Origin of the sequence: Streptomyces pluripotens, assembly GCF_000802245.2 — a bacterium.
Lineage (GTDB): Bacteria > Actinomycetota > Actinomycetes > Streptomycetales > Streptomycetaceae > Streptomyces > Streptomyces pluripotens.
In genome coordinates this window covers 3,265,544-3,281,940 of the sequence record NZ_CP021080.1, presented here as the reverse complement: position 1 = coordinate 3,281,940, position 16,397 = coordinate 3,265,544, and the positions used below count along the sequence as shown (strand labels likewise).

General features: G+C 70.2%; 13 protein-coding genes and 3 pseudogenes. 10 read left to right on the top strand and 6 right to left on the bottom strand.

The window, feature by feature from the left end; genetic code table 11:
• Nucleotides 1-73: 73 nt before the first annotated feature.
• Nucleotides 74-511: pseudogene (locus LK06_RS14695) on the bottom strand (aminotransferase class I/II-fold pyridoxal phosphate-dependent enzyme); the annotation flags it as partial.
• Nucleotides 512-691: 180 nt separating this feature from the next.
• Between LK06_RS14695 and LK06_RS14690 the strand changes: the two are divergent.
• Both LK06_RS14690 and LK06_RS14685 read left to right on the top strand, forming a co-directional pair.
• Nucleotides 692-1,177, top strand: coding sequence for a hypothetical protein (locus LK06_RS14690; RefSeq protein WP_043409029.1), 486 nt, complete (start codon nucleotides 692-694; stop codon nucleotides 1,175-1,177).
• A complete protein-coding gene (locus LK06_RS14685) occupies nucleotides 1,174-1,524 on the top strand; it encodes a hypothetical protein (RefSeq protein WP_043432063.1) in 351 nt (116 codons plus the stop codon). The genes LK06_RS14690 and LK06_RS14685 overlap by 4 nt, the downstream gene beginning before the upstream one ends.
• Before the next feature lie 136 nt (nucleotides 1,525-1,660).
• Here the strand turns inward: LK06_RS14685 and LK06_RS14680 are convergent, their stop codons facing one another.
• The 4 genes and pseudogenes from LK06_RS14680 to LK06_RS14670 form a co-directional block, all read right to left on the bottom strand.
• On the bottom strand, nucleotides 1,661-2,830 hold the full coding sequence (locus LK06_RS14680) for a pyridoxal phosphate-dependent aminotransferase (protein ID WP_039650621.1): 1,170 nt from the start codon (nucleotides 2,828-2,830) through the stop codon (nucleotides 1,661-1,663).
• Between the two features lie 205 nt (nucleotides 2,831-3,035).
• Nucleotides 3,036-3,197 (bottom strand): annotated as a pseudogene (locus LK06_RS35255) (ISKra4 family transposase); the annotation flags it as partial.
• 6 nt (nucleotides 3,198-3,203) lie between these two features.
• The gene (locus tag LK06_RS14675; protein WP_174673876.1) at nucleotides 3,204-3,362 is read right to left on the bottom strand and encodes a hypothetical protein; all 159 of its coding nucleotides are present in this window, start codon (nucleotides 3,360-3,362) and stop codon (nucleotides 3,204-3,206) included.
• A gap of 41 nt (nucleotides 3,363-3,403) precedes the next feature.
• Nucleotides 3,404-5,815: an ATP-binding protein gene (locus tag LK06_RS14670; protein WP_052318825.1), complete on the bottom strand. Its 2,412-nt coding sequence runs from the start codon at nucleotides 5,813-5,815 to the stop codon at nucleotides 3,404-3,406.
• Between the two features lie 691 nt (nucleotides 5,816-6,506).
• Between LK06_RS14670 and ltrA the strand changes: the two genes are divergently transcribed.
• The 3 genes from ltrA to LK06_RS14650 all read left to right on the top strand — a co-directional run bounded on the left by ltrA (nucleotide 6,507) and on the right by LK06_RS14650 (nucleotide 9,722).
• Nucleotides 6,507-7,943 carry a group II intron reverse transcriptase/maturase gene (gene ltrA, locus LK06_RS14660; RefSeq protein ID WP_086082975.1) on the top strand — a complete coding sequence of 479 codons (1,437 nt, stop codon included), beginning with the start codon at nucleotides 6,507-6,509 and terminating at the stop codon, nucleotides 7,941-7,943.
• Nucleotides 7,944-8,330: 387 nt separating this feature from the next.
• Nucleotides 8,331-9,272, top strand: a complete 942-nt coding sequence (locus LK06_RS14655; RefSeq protein ID WP_039650544.1) for a glycoside hydrolase family 19 protein — start codon at nucleotides 8,331-8,333, stop codon at nucleotides 9,270-9,272.
• A gap of 27 nt (nucleotides 9,273-9,299) precedes the next feature.
• Complete coding sequence (locus LK06_RS14650; RefSeq protein ID WP_039650542.1) at nucleotides 9,300-9,722, top strand: cysteine/serine endopeptidase inhibitor; 423 nt, start codon at nucleotides 9,300-9,302, stop codon at nucleotides 9,720-9,722.
• Nucleotides 9,723-9,955: 233 nt separating this feature from the next.
• Here the strand turns inward: LK06_RS14650 and LK06_RS14645 are convergent.
• Nucleotides 9,956-10,729, bottom strand: a pseudogene (locus tag LK06_RS14645) (aminotransferase class I/II-fold pyridoxal phosphate-dependent enzyme); the annotation flags it as partial.
• A gap of 826 nt (nucleotides 10,730-11,555) precedes the next feature.
• Between LK06_RS14645 and LK06_RS14635 the strand changes: the two are divergent.
• The 5 genes from LK06_RS14635 to pyrE all read left to right on the top strand — a co-directional run bounded on the left by LK06_RS14635 (nucleotide 11,556) and on the right by pyrE (nucleotide 16,259).
• On the top strand, nucleotides 11,556-12,086 hold the full coding sequence (locus LK06_RS14635; RefSeq protein WP_039650538.1) for a DUF2617 family protein: 531 nt from the start codon (nucleotides 11,556-11,558) through the stop codon (nucleotides 12,084-12,086).
• 105 nt (nucleotides 12,087-12,191) lie between these two features.
• A complete protein-coding gene (locus LK06_RS14630; protein ID WP_039650536.1) occupies nucleotides 12,192-13,829 on the top strand; it encodes a polyamine aminopropyltransferase in 1,638 nt (545 codons plus the stop codon).
• A gap of 70 nt (nucleotides 13,830-13,899) precedes the next feature.
• On the top strand, nucleotides 13,900-14,772 hold the full coding sequence (locus tag LK06_RS14625; protein ID WP_043432016.1) for an SRPBCC family protein: 873 nt from the start codon (nucleotides 13,900-13,902) through the stop codon (nucleotides 14,770-14,772).
• A gap of 139 nt (nucleotides 14,773-14,911) precedes the next feature.
• Nucleotides 14,912-15,700 carry an aldose epimerase family protein gene (locus LK06_RS14620; RefSeq protein WP_039650532.1) on the top strand — a complete coding sequence of 263 codons (789 nt, stop codon included), beginning with the start codon at nucleotides 14,912-14,914 and terminating at the stop codon, nucleotides 15,698-15,700.
• A gap of 10 nt (nucleotides 15,701-15,710) precedes the next feature.
• Nucleotides 15,711-16,259 (top strand): orotate phosphoribosyltransferase, encoded by a 549-nt coding sequence (gene pyrE, locus LK06_RS14615; RefSeq protein WP_039650530.1) that lies wholly within the window; start codon nucleotides 15,711-15,713, stop codon nucleotides 16,257-16,259.
• Nucleotides 16,260-16,397 lie beyond the last annotated feature (138 nt).

The following is a 16,397-nucleotide window of genomic DNA, read 5'->3' as shown; positions in this document are numbered from 1 at the left end:
CCCGAGAAAGGGAGATCGGGGCAGGGTCCCGCCGCTGAGCTGCTGAAACGAAGAGCTCAACGGTGCAACTACCCTATGCGCCCAGCATCTTGAGGCGGGAGGCGGCTTCCTCCCATACGCTTGCCCGCTTGCAGAACGCGAATCGCACGAAGGGCGCGCCCTGCTCACGGTGGTCGTAGAAGACTGCGTCGGGGATCGCCACCACCCCGCAGCGCTCGGGCAGCGCACGGCAGAACGCGAAGCCGTCCGATTCGCCGAGCGGGCGGATGTCGGTGGCGACGAAGTACGTGCCGGCCGGGTGGAAGACCTTGAAGCCTGCCTGCTCCAGGCCGCTCGCGAGCAGGTCCCGCTTGGCGTGCATGTCGGCGCGGAACTCGTCGAAGTACGAGTCGGGCAGGGCGAGCGCCTCGGCGACGGCGTATGGGAAGGGACCGGCGGAGACGTACGTCAGGAACTACGTCGCCGAGCGGACGGCGGTGATCAGCTCGGGCGTGGCCGTTGCCCAGCCGACTCCGCCTTCATGCACCTATTTGTTTCCTGGCTCCACGTCGGGCCAGGTCGACCCCCGTGAACTTGTTGTCGGCGCAGCAGCGGCTTCGGTGGGGCCTGGTCCTGTCGCAGGAGTGGGACCTTCAGCTGCTATCCGCCTCGCGCGATAGAAATCAGAACACAATCAGAGTAAAGTCTGAGTATGAGCATCGCACCCACGGCATTCGAATCGGAGTCCGTCTCGTTCACCGATCTGTCGCGGAACCCGAAGGCTGTCGCTGCCAGGGCAGCCGCCCTGGGATGCCTGCGTGTCACCCACCGAGACGCACCCGACATGGTGTTGACCACGGCCATATACGCAGAGCGCGCCGAGGAGAACCTGACCACGGCCTCCCGGCTGTTCCTTGCACTGTTGAAGCAGGACGACGGTGCCAAGTCGCTTCTGCTCGCGCTGCCCGAGGTGTTCCCGTGGGTGCGCCACCTGGACGCCGAGGAGGTCCGGGAATTCACTGTCGAGCTTCTGGAAGCGCTGTCCGACGCTGCTGAACTGGGCGCCAGGGAGGCTGTGCACCGAGCGATCGTCTCGTGGCGGGCCACCGCCCGCATCAACGCCGACCCTGACCAGCTCAGGGAAGCGCTCAGTCCGCTTGGCGGCGTCGACCTCGGCCCGGTCGAGGTGTACGAGTGAGCCCGAAGAAGGGCGATCGGGTCAGCGTCCCTCCGCTGAGCGGCTGGAACGTCATCCACGGGACGACGGAGGCCGCGACCGGTTGGGAGGAGCTGTGCCGGGTGGTGTTGCCGAACGCGCATCGCTGGCTGGAAACCCTTCGCGCAGACCCGCTGTCGCGGTCCAACTGGAACCGCCAGCACCAGCTCCGAGGCAGACACGCCACCAGGGAATGGAAGGGCTCTGAACTGGAGCAGTGGGAGTACGAAATCACCAGCGGCGGCAGGGTCCGCTACCTGGTCAGCCCGGCCACCTCGACTGTGATCCTTGTGTACGCCTCCCCGCGACACCCGAAGGACACCGAATAGCCTGCGGCGCTTCGCCCGTGCAGAGAAGGCAGAGCGAACCGGGGCGCGGGCTGCGATGGGGTCTTGTGGTGCTGGTGGCGGGCCGACTGAGTCTGAGTACGGCCGTGCCGAGGACGACCGGCCTCCCGGGCAGCGGTCAAGGCGCGAACGCCTTGCGGAGCCGTTCCGTCGCGTCCGCCAGTACCTCGACGCGTTTGCAGAACGCGAACCGCACGAACGGCGCGCCCGCCTCACGGTGGTCGTAGAAGACGGCGTTCGGGATGGCGACGACGCCGGCCCGCTCCGGCAGCGCGCGGCAGAAGGCGAAGCCGTCGGTCTCGCCGAGGGGGCGGATGTCGGTGGTGATGAAGTAGGTGCCGGCGGTGTCGTAGACCTGGAAACCCGCCTCCTTCAGTCCCGCCGTGAGGACGTCGCGCTTGGCCCGCATGTCCTGGCGGAAGGTCTCGAAGTACGAGTCGGGCAGCGCGAGGGCCTCGGCGACGGCGTACTGGAACGGTCCGGATGACACGTACGTCAGGAACTGCTTCGCCGAGCGGACGGCGGTGATCAGCTCGGGCGTGGCTGTTGCCCAGCCGACCTTCCAGCCGGTGAAGGAGAAGGTCTTGGCGGCGGAGGAGATGGTGACGGTGCGTTCGCGCATGCCGGGCAGGGCGGCAATCGGGTGGTGGGTGGCGTCGAAGACCAGGTGCTCGTAGACCTCGTCGGCGACGACCAGTAGGTCGTGGTCAACGGCGACGGCGGCGATGCCGGCGAGTTCCTCGGCGGTGAGGACGGTGCCGGTGGGGTTGTGTGGGGTGTTGATCAGCAGCAGCCGGGTGCGTGGGGTGATCAGCGAGCGCAGCTCGTCGAGGTCCGGTCGGAAGTGCGGGGCCCGGAGGGTGAGTGGGACGCGGGTGGCGTCGGCCATGGCGATGCAGGCGGCGTAGGAGTCGTAGAAGGGTTCGAGGGCGATGACCTCGTCGCCGGGCTCGAGCAGGGCGAGCAGGCTGGCGGCGATGGCCTCGGTGGCTCCGGCGGTGACCAGCACCTCGCGGTCCGGGTCGTACGAGAGGCCGTGGAAGCGCTGCTGGTGCTCGGCGATGGCCTGCCGCAGTTCGGGGATACCGGGGCCGGGCGGGTACTGGTTGCCGCGGCCCTCGCGCAGGGCCCGTACGGCGGCTTCGCGGACCTCTTCGGGCCCGTCGGTGTCGGGGAAGCCCTGGCCGAGGTTGATCGAGCCGGTCGCCGTGGCAAGGGCGGACATCTCGGCGAAGATCGTCGTGCCCATCCCGGCCAGTCGGCGGTTCAGCAGCGGCCTCGTACCCATCAGCGGCTCCTCGTCGCTCGTCACATGGCCATCCTCGGGGTGGACGCGATCAGTGACAAGCACGGCCCGGCAGAAAAGCGTTCGGTGACGGAGCGGTTGGTTTGAGCGGGGGCCTCGGCGATTCCGGGTGGGCTGTCGGCGCGTGGGAAGTCCTGCCCGAGGTTGATCCAGCCAGTGGCGGAGGCCGTCTGTGGATGCTGATCGAGAACATGCCGTCCGCGAGCTCGGCACGCAGGCACAGGATCGCTTCGGCTCCGTGAAGGCCCCAGCGGGCGCTTGTGATGTCGAGGCGGTCGGCGACCAGGTGGCGGCAGACGCCCTCTACCGCTCCGGTGGCGATCGGCCATTCCTTGTCGAGAGCTGTGTCGGAACGTCAAGCTTGGACGCTGCTTTCCATGCCCTGGTCCGCCAGGGCCTTCTTCACGGTGTCCGGCTCGGTGCCGACGACCACCTTGTCCAGCAGCGCGGCGCCGACGCCGTTGTCGTGGACGGAGGCGGCCGGCACCACCACCGCGATCACCAGGCCCAGCACGTCAACGGCCAGTCCCCGCTTGCGCCCGGAAGGAACGCTTCCTAAACGGATTTCTGGAGCGGATCGGCATCCTGCCGGGCGGCCCAGGCGGCGATCTGGGCGCGGGAGTGCAGGCCGAGGGCGGTGCGGATGTTGCGGACGTGAGTCTCCACCGTCCGCACGGACACGTACAGGCGGGCCGCGATCTGGCGGTTGCTCAGGCCCTCGGTGACCAGCGCCGCCACCTCCCGCTCCCGGCCGCTGAGCGGCGCGCCGTCGCCCCGGCCCGCTGCGGGCGGGCCCTCCGGCCGGACGGCGTGGACGACGACCTGCTCCGGCGTCAGTGCCACTCCGGATGCGAGGGCCGCCTCCGCCGCGGCCGCGGGCAACGCGGCGAAGGCCCGCGCGGAGGCGTCCGCGACGCAGTCCTGCCACCAGTCGCCGCCCGCGTCGAAGTCCCTGCTGGTGATGGCCTCGACGGCGGCCAGCAGCCGCAGGCCGTGTTCGAACCGACCCGCACGGATCGCGACGACGGCTAGGCCCTCCACGGACCAGGCGGTGCCGTTCGGCCAGTTCGCCCAGTCTGCCGAGCCCGCCAGCGAGTCCGCGAAGGAGGCCCGCGCCGCCGTGTCGTCGCCCACCGCGAGTGCCATCGCCCCCGCGGTGCGCAGCATCAGACCCAGCGGGCCGGGCGCGGCCTGGTCCCGTAGCGCAGGGAGGACCTCGGCGACGAGCGTCGACGCCTCCCTCGGCCTGCCGTGCTGCACCAGATGCCAGGCCAGGGCGTTGTTGGCGAAGGAGGTCAGCAGGGGATCCTGCGTCGAGCGGCCGGTCCGCAGGTAGTACGCCAACCTCCCCGGGCGGCGCTTCGGGGCACAGGCCTCCTCGACCAGGCACAGCAGTAGCGGCAGCCTGTCGGGCAGCGGTTCCGGTGCGGTTGAGGCCACGGCCCTGGCCTCGGCGGCGCGGCAGGCCGCCACCGGATAGTCGAACTCCCAGGCCGCCAGCAGCGCGGCGGCGGCCAACGCCCCGACACGGTGCCGCGCCTCCGGCCCGGTGCGGGCCAGCGCGCGGCGGACCGACTCGCGGACGCCCTGGGTCCGGCCCTGGTGAATGGCGGCGAGGACGAGGCCGACCGTCAGTGCGAGCGCGCGCTCGTCCCCGTCCGAGCCGAGGCGTTCGACGGCGTGGCGCAGCGTGTCCCGCTCGGCGCACAGCCGTTGCAGTGGCCGGTCGGGTGTGGCAGGCCACTGCAGCAGCGGGGCCGACAGGGCGAGCAGATGCTGTGTCAACCGGTTGTAGGTCGCCGCCTCCTCGCCTGCTGCGCGCAGGCACTCGCGACCATGGTGGCGGATCGACTCCAGCATCCGGAACCGCGCCGAGCCGAGGCCGTCGACGTCGACGTCGACCAGGGATTTCGCCGCCAGGCGGGCGAGCAGGTGCGGAACGGCCGCCGCAGGGACGTCGTCGTCCTCCGTGCCTGCCACGGCCGCGGCCGTCTCGGCCCCGAAGGGGCCCGGCAGCACGGAGAGCCTGCGGAACAGTTGCCGCTCCGGGCCGTCCAGCAGCCGGTGCCCCCAGTCGAGTGCGGCGCGCAGGCTGTGGTGCCGCCCCGGCGCCGTGCGCCAGCCGCCGGCCAGGAAGGAGAGCGGGTCGGTGAGCCGCTCATTGATCTCGGCGGGCGGGAAGGCCCGCGCCAGGCGCGCCGCCAGCTCGATGGCGAGTGGAAGGCCGTCGAGGCGGGCGCAGATGGCCGCGATCTGCGCGGCGTCGCGGGCTTCGAAGCGGAGATCCGGTGCGACCGCCCTGGCCCGGTCCACGAAGAGCCGTGCAGCGTCAGACAGTTCGCGGCCCGCGGGGACAGCTGGGGCCGTCTTCGGGTGAAGGTTGAGCCCGCTGAGGCTGAAGACGACCTCGCCGGGCAGGTCGAGAGGTTCGCGACTGGTGGCCAGCACCCGCAACGCCGCATGGCGGGAGAGCAGTTCGCCGAGCAGTCGGCCGCAGTCGTCGAGCAGGTGCTCGCAGTTGTCCAGCAGGACGAGTACCTCGCTGGCCGGGGTCGCGGTGGCACCGGCCAGGGCCTCGGCCGCGGCCACGCGGGCCGCGGCACCGTCGACGTACGAGGCCAGCTCGACCACCGCGAGCGCGCGGCGGCCGCCGCGCTGCTCGGTTGCCGCCAGCTCGGCGGCGAGGCGCGTCTTGCCCACGCCTGCGGGCCCCACCAGGGTGAGCAGCCGGGTGCCGCGCAACAGGCCTGCCGTCTCCTCCAGTTCGCGCTCGCGGCCGACGAAGCTGGTCAGCTGTGTGAGCTGGAGCGAGCGCCCTTGAGCGCGCCGGCGGTATGCGCGCTGTCGGCAGGCGTTCGAGCAGTAGCGGGGTGCCGGCGCGGGTCGGGCGGATGTGCGCCCGTCGCCGAGGGGACTTCCGACGGATCGTCCGCAGACCTCGCACGAGGTGGTCCCGCGGTGGGGCATCTCCAGCTCCAGTCAGATGTACAGGTATAGACAACCGCTGCCCAGCTTGCATGCATGCGCGGCGTGATTGGTATGACCTTTGGGTGCGCCACGAGGCGCTAGGAGATCGTGTGCGGGTGCGAATCCCCACCGCCGGACCGCCGTAGAGGCCCGGTTGAAGCTGGAGGCAGTCCAACTCAGGGAACGCTGAGGAGGGCGGGAAGCAGCCTCGACAACGTCGGGACGAGTCGGCACTGCCAGACGGCTCGGGTCCGGCTAGCAAGGCCAGAAGGCGTAACGAAAGTGAATCAGCGTCCGAAGTCCCGTAACAGTACCTCCCGGCTCCAACCTGGCGGATATGGGCCGGGGTTGCAGTACGCGACCCGTCCTCCAAGGAGATGGGCCGACTCTGAAGCCGCCCGCGGTGAAACGGCTCAGAGGCCACGCTGAATACCTGCGGTGTAGGCGTGGCGATGCTGCCGGGATAGAGCTGGACGCCGACCTGGCCGAACGACTCCTAGTGAACGTGGGAACCACTCCCGGTCGCCCTCTCGCCGGACATCCGGTGCGGTGATGGGCAGGCCCGTTGTCGGCTGTTGGCCGTGGAGTGGGGCGGAGGCCCCGTAGTAGTCCGAGCGCGCGAAAGGCGCGTACACGGCGAAGGGGGCCAGCAAGTCAGCAGGGAGGGAACTGGAATGCCGGGAGGGCGTTGGTGAATACCGACGAACTGGAGTGGGCCTTGATGAAGGCCGAGCGCCGGGTACTGGAGATCCAGACCAAGCTGCACCGTTGGGCCGTAGATGATCCTCATCGGCGGTTTGACGACCTGTACAACCTCGTGACCGACCCCGCGTTCTTGCTTGTCGCATGGGACCGGGTTCGGAGTAACAGGGGAGCCAAAACCGCTGGGGTGGACGGCCGTACGGCTGCGTCCATTTCGCTGCAGCAGGGCGTCGAGGGTTTTCTCGGCGCGCTGCGTTCCTCTCTGAAGGATCGCAGTTTCCTGCCGCTTCCGGCACGGGAGCGACTGATTCCGAAACCGGGGTCGACAAAGCGTCGACGCCTGGGAATCAGTACGATCCGCGATCGGGTGGTGCAAGCATCCCTGAAGCTGGTGATGGAACCAATCTTTGAGGCAGATTTTCTTCCGTGCTCGTACGGATTCCGCCCCAACTATCGGGTCCACGACGCGGTGTCCGAGGTAAGACACTTGACTTCCCACTCTTACGAATGGGTGGTTGAGGGTGACATCCGGGCCTGCTTCGACGAGATTGCCCATCCGGCCCTTATGGACCGGGTGCGCCTTCGGATCGGGGACAGACGCGTCCTGGTGCTGGTGAAAGCCTTTCTGAAAGCGGGCATCCTCACGGAACACGGCTCGTTGAAGGAGAGTAGATCCGGTACTCCGCAAGGTTCGATCCTGTCGCCGTTGCTCAGCAACGTCGCCCTCGCCGTCCTGGACGAGCACTTCGCCCAGGCGCCAGGAGGGCCAGCGTCTACACCTAACGAGCGAGCGAAGCGCCGTCGCCGCGGTCTGCCTAATTACCGGCTCTGCCGGTACGCGGACGACTGGGTGATTGCGGTTACTGGCACGAAGGAAGACGCCTACACCCTCAAGGAAGAGGCAGCACAGGTGCTCAGCAGAATGGGGCTGCACCTGTCAGAGGAGAAGACCCTAATCACCCACATCAATGAGGGCGTGGACTTCCTGGGGTGGCGCATCCAACGCCATCGCAAGAAGGGCACGGACCGATGGTACGTCTACACCTACCCAGCCAAGAAGGCACTTCACGCCGTCATGGCCAAGGTCAAGACGATCTGCCGACAGGTCAACACAAACCAACCATTGGACGAACTCCTACGCCGACTCAACTCGGTGTTGCGAGGTTGGACCATGTTCTTCCGGCCGGGGGTGTCTAGCGCTACCTTCCAATACCTGAGCGCCTACGCATGGCGTCGGGTCATCAAATGGATTCGTAGCAAGCACCGCCGAATGAACTGGAAGGAACTGCGTCGCCGTTACTGCGGTGGCGAATGGTGGCCCAGAGGGCAGGAACGGGATCTATTTGACCCGGCAAAGGTGCGCACTACGCGTTACCGCTACCGAGGATCACGAATTCCGTCCCCCTGGCCGCTGGCGATAGCATGAGGACCGGACGCGGGCCCGAACTGGGGCTTGTGGAGAGCCCGTTGCGTTGACGAGGCGCACGGCGGGTTCGGAAGGCGGTCCGGGGAAACGGGCTGGTCGAAAGGCCAGTACCGCGCCCCGGGCCGACCTTACCAATTCTTTGACTGAGACCCCACAGCGACAGTTGACGGCGGAACCGGCGTCCACCTGGGCGCGCATCGGTGTTCACCGCCGTTACGCGAGCGACTGCGGACGTCGCGGGGGCTGCGGTTCGTACGGAGGTGGTCGCCCGGCTGCCGATCCGACCATGGTGCTGCCCGCAGGCGGGCAACCCCCCTGGCCCACGCCTGCGGACACGCCCCCTCCATGACTTCGCGGTCCGCCCCGAGACCGCAGAAGGGTGACGCCATGTCCATGAAGCGCACGCTCGCAGTGCTCTCGGCGATTGTCGCCGCACTCGCGACACTCGCCCTCCCGGCCGCCGCCTCGGCCGACGCGACCGCCGGGACGCCGGCGGCCCAGGCCGGCCCCTGTGCGACCTACCCCGCCTGGGTGAGCGGCCAGGTCTACTCCGCCGGAACCGTCGTCCAGTACACGAACGGACACTACTACCAGGCCCTGCACGACAATCCTGGCTACAGCCCGGTGGTCAGCACCTGGTACTGGGCGCCGTTCAGTTGCGCCCCCTCGCCCAGTCCGACACCGAGCCCGACCCCGACTCCTGTGCCGACCGGATTCCCGGTCAGCCAGGCGCAGTTCAACCAGATGTTCCCGAACCGCAGCCCCTTCTACACATACCAGGGCCTGCTCGGCGCCCTGGCCGCCTACCCGGGATTCGCGGACACGGGCAGCGCCGCCGTCCGCGCGCAGGAGGCCGCAGCTTTTCTCGCCAACGTCAGCCACGAAACCGGCGGACTGGTCTACGTGGTGGAGCAGAACACCGCCAACTACTCGCACTACTGCGACACCACGCAGCCCTACGGCTGCCCGGCGGGCCAGTCGGCCTACTACGGTCGTGGACCGCTCCAGCTCAGCTGGAACTTCAACTACAAGGCCGCCGGCGACGCCCTCGGCATCGACCTGCTCGACAACCCCGGCCTGGTGCAGACCGACTCGACGGTGAGCTGGAAGACCGCCCTGTGGTTCTGGAACACCCAGAAGGGCGCAGGCACGACCTCCGCGCACAACGCCATCGTCGACGGCTACGGCTTCGGCGCCACCATCCGCAGCATCAACGGCGCCATCGAGTGCAACGGCGGCAACCCGGCCGAGGTCCAGGACCGGGTCGCCACCTACCAGCGCTTCGTCCAGATCCTGGGCACGGTCCCGGGCCCGAACCTGGGCTGCTGAAGCAGCCCATCCCACGAAGGAGCAGCAGTGAAGGCAATCAAGCGGGCACGCCTCTGGTTCGCCGCCGGGGCGGTCGCCATGACCATGGCGGCTCTCGGCACGGACCAGGCCTACGCGGCGGTCCCGATCGGCCAGCCCGTCAGCGGCACGGCGACCTGGTACAACGATGCGGGCTACGGTGCCTGCGGCACGCCGATCGACGCTTCGTCCCAGATCCTGGTCGCGGTCTCGCCGTCCTACTGGACCTCGGCCAACCCGAACCTGGACCCCCTCTGCTCGGGGATATCGGTCCAGGTCAGCTACAACGGCCGGACCATCACCGTCCCGGTCCGCGACAAGTGCTGGTCCTGCGCTCCGGGCCACATCGACCTGAGCGCCCCGGCGTTCCGCTCCCTCGCCGCCCCCGACCTCGGCGTCATCCCAGTCACCTGGAAGTTCGTCCGCAGCTGACCTGCCGCTTGATGGCCCGTCCGGTCGCAGGTCGGACGGGTCGTGCGGCGCCTTCAGAGGTCGTTTTCAGTATCTCCAAGAGCTGGGTTGATCGTTCCTCTGGCTCAACCGTTCCCTTCAGAGGAACCACGTCTCATTGACTTCCCGCCCTGCTCCGGGCTGCTGAGGGCAGGGCGTGACGTTGTACCTGCGCATGGTCAGCTTGCCAGCGAATAGGTAGGCGAAGAGGGCTTGACCCAGCCGACCTTCCAGCCGGTGAAGGAGAAGGTCTTGCCGGCGGAGGAGAGGGTGACGGTGCGGTCGCGCATCCCGGGGAACGCGGCGAGCGGCAGGTGCTCGGCGTCGTCGAAGACCAGGTGCTCGTACACCTCGTCCGTGACCACCAGCAAGTCCCGTTCGACCGCCAGCTCGGCGACGGCCGCCAGCTCGGCGCGGGTGAGGACCGTACCGGTCGGATTGTGCGGGGTGTTGACGAGGAGCAGCCGGGTCCGGTCGGTCACCGCCGCGCGCAGCTCGTCCAGGTCCAGGTGGAAGCCCGGCCTCGGGCCGGCGTGCGGGCGCAGGGTCACCGGCACGCGCCGTCCGCCCGCCAGCGCGATACTCGCCGCGTACGAGTCGTAGTACGGCTCCAGCGCGCCGACCTCGTCACCGGGCTCGACCAGAGCCAGCAGCGTGGCGGCGATCGCCTCCGTCGCGCCGGCCGTCACCAGTACCTCGGTGTCGGGGTCGTACGACAGGCCGTAGCGGCGCAGTGGGTGCTCGGCGATCGCGGAGCGCAGCTCGGGGACGCCGGCGCCCGGTGGGTACTGGTTGCCGCGGCCGTCGCGCAGCGCGCGTACGGCGGCTTCCCTGACCGCTTCGGGGCCGTCCGTGTCGGGGAATCCCTGGCCCAGGTTGATCGAGCCGGTGGCCACTGCGAGGGCGGACATCTCGGCGAAGATCGTCGTCCCGAACTCCACGAGCCGACGGTTGAGGAGAGGGCGTGCGCTCGATGCCATCCCGGTCATCCTCGGCCCAACCTCTGGAGTTCCTCAACTCTGCTTTGCGGTCCCGCACGGCCGGGCATCCCTCTGTCACCGCGCGAGACGCGGAGAGGGGCGAGGCGCCCACGGGGGGCCGCTTCGGGGGGAACGGAAGGAGGGGGCGCCATGGTGTTCGGCATCATCGGCTTCATCCTGGTGGCGGCCGTGGGCGTGGCCGTCACGGCACGGGCGGGCCGAGCCCGCGTCGACCGGGACGCGAAGGTGTCGCTCGGCAAGGGCGGGACCAGGCGCGGCGGCTCAGGCGGCGGCCGGACCCGGTCGCGCGCGTCGTCGCTCTCGTCCTCGGCAGGCAGTGACGCCGGGAACAGCTGGTGGGCGGACGGCGGTACCGACTCCGGCTCGTCCTCGGGAGGGCATGGAAGCCACGGCGGGCACGGAAGCCACGGAGGAGGTGGGGGACACCACTCCTGCGGGGGCCACTCCTGCGGAGGGCACTCCTGCGGTGGCGGTTCCTCCTGTGGCGGCGGGGGCGGATGCGGTGGGGGCAGTTGACACAGGGCAGCTGAGCAGTCCGCACAGGCGCACCGGCCGGACGAACGTCCGGCCGGTGCGCCCGCGTTCTACCCGCGCCCGTCGCACGCCATAGTTGAACAGTTGAGCTGTGGAGCCCTCTGAGGGATGGAAACGTCACGAAGTTGGGTAAAAACGCTGTGGCGGCGCCCCTGTTCATGATTCCCTCTACATCGCCAACACAGCCCCTAGGAGATCCCCGAGACTCCCCAACCCGGCCGGGCCGGCTGGGCTGACATGGCCGTTCTCCCCCCTCATCGCGTGTAAGCGGAGCCGATCCATGCTCACGACCCTGAACACCTCCTATACCGATACGCGCGCGGCGGACCTCGCCTGGACCCTGGGGCGTGAGCCGCTGCCCGCTCTGGCCACCCTGGATCTGGAACTGTCGGGAGCGATACTTCAGTTGAGGCTGCTCGGCGCATCCCACCAGGTGCTCCTGGAGGAGGAGCAGGGCAGTTGTTCGGAGACGGTCGCGTGTATCCCCGGCTCCAGTACCCCGCTGCCGCTGGGCGTGGCGAAGCGGGTTGGCGACTGGGAGTACGAGTTTGCCGCCCGGGTCGAGGTGCTCACACCCGGCTCGTTCGCGGGCCGTGCCCAGGAGTTGCTGGCCCTCGTGTCCGACCATCCGCACGGCCTCGCCGGTGTCTTCCCCGGCAGTCCGCACGCCTTCACCGCGATGCTGGCCCAGCGGCAGGAGGGCCAGGTGCACTGGCGCACCTGGCACGCCTACCCGCAGGACGGGCAGTTGGTGGCGACCCGGACCCGGGTCGGGGCGCGGGTCCGGGTGGAGCGGCCGGGGCCCATGTGAGCCGGGTGACACGTACGCTGGTCAAACCCAAGGAGGCGGCAACCGCTGCTACTTCCACACGTGTGGGTGACGAAGCGTCCCGAGCATGTGACGTAACGTCGCAGAGTGATCGAACCGCACGCCCCAGCGCCTCCGGGCGCCCCGTCCTCCTGGACTGGTCCCGCGCTGCTGCCCGTCCGGCCCGGCACCGGGCGGTTCCTGGTCCTCGTGTGCGTCTTCGTCTGCGCGGCCTGTGGACTCGTGTACGAACTCGAACTCGTCGCGTTCGCCTCGTACCTCATCGGCGACTCGGTCACCCAGGCCTCCGTCGTGCTCTCCGTGATGGTGTTCGCGATGGGCGTCGGCTCGCTCGGTGCCAAGCGGCTGCGCTGGCGCGCCGCCGCCGGATTCGGTGCGGTCGAGGCCGTCCTCGCGCTGGTCGGCGGGTGCAGCGCGATGGCGTTATACGCCGTGTTCGCCTGGACCGCCGGCTGGGGCGGGGTGTGGGCCGATGGCCCGCGCTGCCTCCTGGTCGCCTTCTCCCTCGCCATCGGCCTGCTCATCGGCGCAGAGGTCCCGTTGCTGATGGAGTTGATCCAGCGCATCCGCAGGCAGGATGCGGGCGGCGCGGTGGCCGACCTGTTCGCCGCGGACTACGTCGGTGCCCTCGTCGGCGGCCTGGCCTTCCCCTTCTTGCTCCTCCCCGTCCTCGGCCAGCTCACCGGCGCCCTGCTCACCGGCACGGTCAATGTCGTCGCGGGGGGTGCCTTGGTCCTCGGGCTCTTCCGCCGCGACCTCACCCGTCGTGCCCGCTGGATCCTGCTCCTGGCCGGCCTCACCGTTCTGGGCGTCCTCGCCGCCGCCGCAGCCCTCGCCGGCGATTTCGAACGGGCCGCCCGGCACGCCGTCTACGGCAGGAACGTCCGGGTGGCCGTGCAGACCGGCGTCCAGGAGGTCGTCCTGGTCGGCGGCACCAGCGGCCAGCCCCTCGACCTCTACCTGGACGGGCGCCTCCGCGCCGGTGGACGCGATGAACGCCGCTATCACGAGGCCTTGGTCCACCCGGCCCTCTCCACCGGCCCCCACGCGCGTGTGCTGATCCTCGGCGGCGGCGACGGCCTGGCGGCCCGCGAGGTGCTGCGCCACCACGAGGTGCGCCGTGTCGACGTCGTCGAACGCGATCCCGGTCTGGTCCGCTTGGCCCGTAGCGACCCCGGCCTGTCCGCCGCCAACGCCCATGCCTTCGCCGACCCTCGCGTCCACGTCACCACGGCGGACGTGCTCGGGTGGCTGCGCGGTGCTCCCGCCTCGGCCTACGACGTTGTGATCGCCGATCTTCCCGACCCCGGTATCACCGCCAGTACCAAGCTGTACTCCCAGGAGTTCTACGGCCTGGCCCGACGGGTCCTGGCCCCCCGCGGCCGCCTGGCGGTGCACGCGGGAGCCGTCACCGCCCGCCCCCGGGTCTTCTGGACCGTCGACGCAACCCTCCGCGCGGCCGGCTTCGCCGCCACCCCCTACCGGATTCTCGGCCGGGACCCCCGTTTCGCCGTGGGCCCCGACCGCGCGACGAAGGCTTCCGGGGCGCCGCGCGACTGGGGCTTCCTGCTGGCGGCCCCCGGCCCGTTGGCCCCGCTCCCGCAGCTGGACCGGATGGGCCGGGGCACCCTGACGCAGGCCGGACTGGAGGCGGACGTGAGGGCGGCGGAACGGACCCGGGTCGAGGGGCTGCCGGCGTCGACGTTGGTGCATCCGCGCTACTGAGGTGTCGGCCGGGCAGGTGGGGGCTCGTGCGAGGGTACGTTCCGGCCGCTCCTGGGTAGGCTCAGCCGACATGGAGCACCAGGTCTTCGTCCCGGTTCCGGTCGAGCTTCTCGCGGCGGCCCTCGCCGACCCCACGCGAGTGGCCGGGGCCGTGCCCGGACTCCAGCAGGACGCCGGTGCCGAAGCCGTCGCCGGGCGGCTGAAGCTGCGGGTCGGCGGTCACTCCGTCACCTACCGGGGAGCGGTACGGGTGGCCGCCCGCGAGGACGGCACCTACACCGTCGAGGGCGACGCCACCGAGGCCCGCGGCACCGGCTCGGTCAAGATCGCGCTGACCCTGCGCCTCGCGGGGACCGACGGTGGCTGCACCGTCACGGTCGAAGGCACGGCGGATGCGGACGGCCGGATCACGGAGTTCCCGGCGGAGGCGGTGACCTCGGCGGTGACGAGGCTGCTGAACCGGTTCGTGGAGGGACTCGTGGCCGCGGCGAAGCCTCCGCTCCCGGAAGACGCCCCCGAGGGCGGCGGCCGAGGCCCCGAACCGGGCACGGCCCCGGAGCCCGCGTCGGCCGCCTCCCCGGACCGGGCGGCCGGCGAGGAGGAGGCCGGCGAGGACGGGCCTGGTGGGGCCGATGAGCCCAGTGGGGCCGATGAGCCCAGTGGGGCCGGTGGGGCCGACGAGGACACGACTGCCACCGAGGGCCTCGCCGAGGACTTCGCCGATACCGGAGCACCCCCTGCCGAGGCCGCGCACGCCCGCCGGACGATGATCGGCCGCAGTGCCGAGGAGGTCGACCACGCCCCGCCCAGAGGCCGCTACGCCCCCGTGCCGGCCCCCCAGACCGTCGCCGGGAACCCGGTCCTGCGCTGGGCGGCTCCCGCGGCAGCGCTGGCCCTGGCCTCCGCGATCGTGGTGACGCGCGCCCTGCGCCGACGCCGCTAGCGCTGCGCAACGGGCCATGCTCGCCCCGTCACGCACACGCCGCCCGCCCGCCACGGCGTTGGCGTTGTTTTCGGACCAGGTGCACGTCCGGGCTACGTCCTGGGCGACGTCCTCTTGATCACCCCAGTAGGGTCGTGGCGTGAGTAACGAAGACATCACGCTGACCGCGGGCGACGCGGAGGTGACCGTGCTGCCGGGCGACGGTGGTCGTATCGGCGGACTGCGGATCGGCGGCCAGGAACTGCTGCGGCAGGGCGAGCGTTTCGGCTGCTTCCCGATGGTGCCGTGGTGCGGTCGGATCAGACAGGGGCGCTTCCTGGACGGCGCCACCGTCCGCCAGATGCCGCTCAACGCCCCGCCCCACGCCATCCACGGCACCGCCCGCGACGGCGTCTGGCACACCGCGCGTACCTCCGGTACCGAGGCGGTGATCACCCACGATCTGGTTGCCCCTTGGCCGCATCCGGGGCGTGTCACCCAGCTCGTCGCGCTCGCCGAGGACAGCCTGACGCTGACGATGTCCGTGGAGACGTACGACGACTCCTTCCCCGCGCAGATCGGCTGGCACCCGTGGTTCAACCGGAACCTCGGCGGCACGGACGTCCAGCTGGACTTCAAGCCCGCCTGGCAGGAGGAGCGTGGCCCCGACCACCTGCCCACCGGCAACCGCATCGACCCCCGGCCCGGCCCCTGGGACGACTGCTTCGGCATGCCCGGTGGAGTCGACGTCACCCTCACCTGGCCCGGCCGGCTGGAGCTGAAGGTGACCAGCCGCGAGGAGTGGGTGGTCGTCTACGACGAGCAGGCGGAAGCCGTCTGCGTGGAACCGCAGACGGGCCCGCCCAACGGTCTGAACACCCTCCCGCGCCTGGTCACCCCGCTGGAGCCGCTGGAGGCCTCGGCGACCTGGAGCTGGCGGCGCCTCTAAGCTGGTCGGCATGACGGACGTACGCGGCGCACTGCTGCAGCAGATCAAGGACAAGGCCGTGGTGCACGGCAAGGTGACCCTCTCCTCCGGTCTGGAGGCCGACTACTACGTCGACCTGCGCCGCGTCACCCTCGATGGCGAAGCCGCCCCGCTGGTCGGTCAGGTACTGCTGGACCTGACCGCGGACCTGGAGTTCGACGCGGTGGGCGGGCTCACCATGGGCGCCGACCCGGTCGCCGCCGCCATGCTGCACGCCGCCGCCGCCCGCGGGAAGAACCTGGACGCGTTCGTCGTGCGCAAGGCGGCGAAGGCGCACGGACTGCAGCGGCGGGTGGAAGGGCCCGAGATCGCGGGACGGCGCGTGCTCGTCGTCGAGGACACCTCCACCACCGGCGGCTCCCCGTTGACCGCCGTGGAAGCGGTGCGCGAGGCGGGCGCCGAGGTCGTCGCCGTCGCGACCATCGTGGACCGGGCGACCGGTGCCGCCGAGAAGATCGAGGCCGGCGCGGGCGTTCCGTACCGTTTCGCCTTCTCGAAGGATGAACTGGGGCTGGACTGACGCCGCTGTTTGACCTGGACTTGCCCGGGGCGCCGACCATCGCGCGGACCATCACGTCATGTCTGGAAAGATGGGGATGACGATGACGTCGCCCCCCCAGGTCTAGGTCAGGGCCGTAACGCACAACGCCAACCGCAA

Coding starts and splice junctions, on each gene's coding strand:
- LK06_RS14690 (WP_043409029.1), top strand. CDS start 692: ATGAGCATCGCACCCACGGCATTCGAATCGGAGTCCGTCTCGTTCACC.
- LK06_RS14680 (WP_039650621.1), bottom strand. CDS start 2,830: ATGGGTACGAGGCCGCTGCTGAACCGCCGACTGGCCGGGATGGGCACG.
- LK06_RS14670 (WP_052318825.1), bottom strand. CDS start 5,815: ATGCCCCACCGCGGGACCACCTCGTGCGAGGTCTGCGGACGATCCGTC.
- LK06_RS14655 (WP_039650544.1), top strand. CDS start 8,331: ATGTCCATGAAGCGCACGCTCGCAGTGCTCTCGGCGATTGTCGCCGCA.
- LK06_RS14635 (WP_039650538.1), top strand. CDS start 11,556: ATGCTCACGACCCTGAACACCTCCTATACCGATACGCGCGCGGCGGAC.
- LK06_RS14625 (WP_043432016.1), top strand. CDS start 13,900: ATGGAGCACCAGGTCTTCGTCCCGGTTCCGGTCGAGCTTCTCGCGGCG.
- pyrE (WP_039650530.1), top strand. CDS start 15,711: ATGACGGACGTACGCGGCGCACTGCTGCAGCAGATCAAGGACAAGGCC.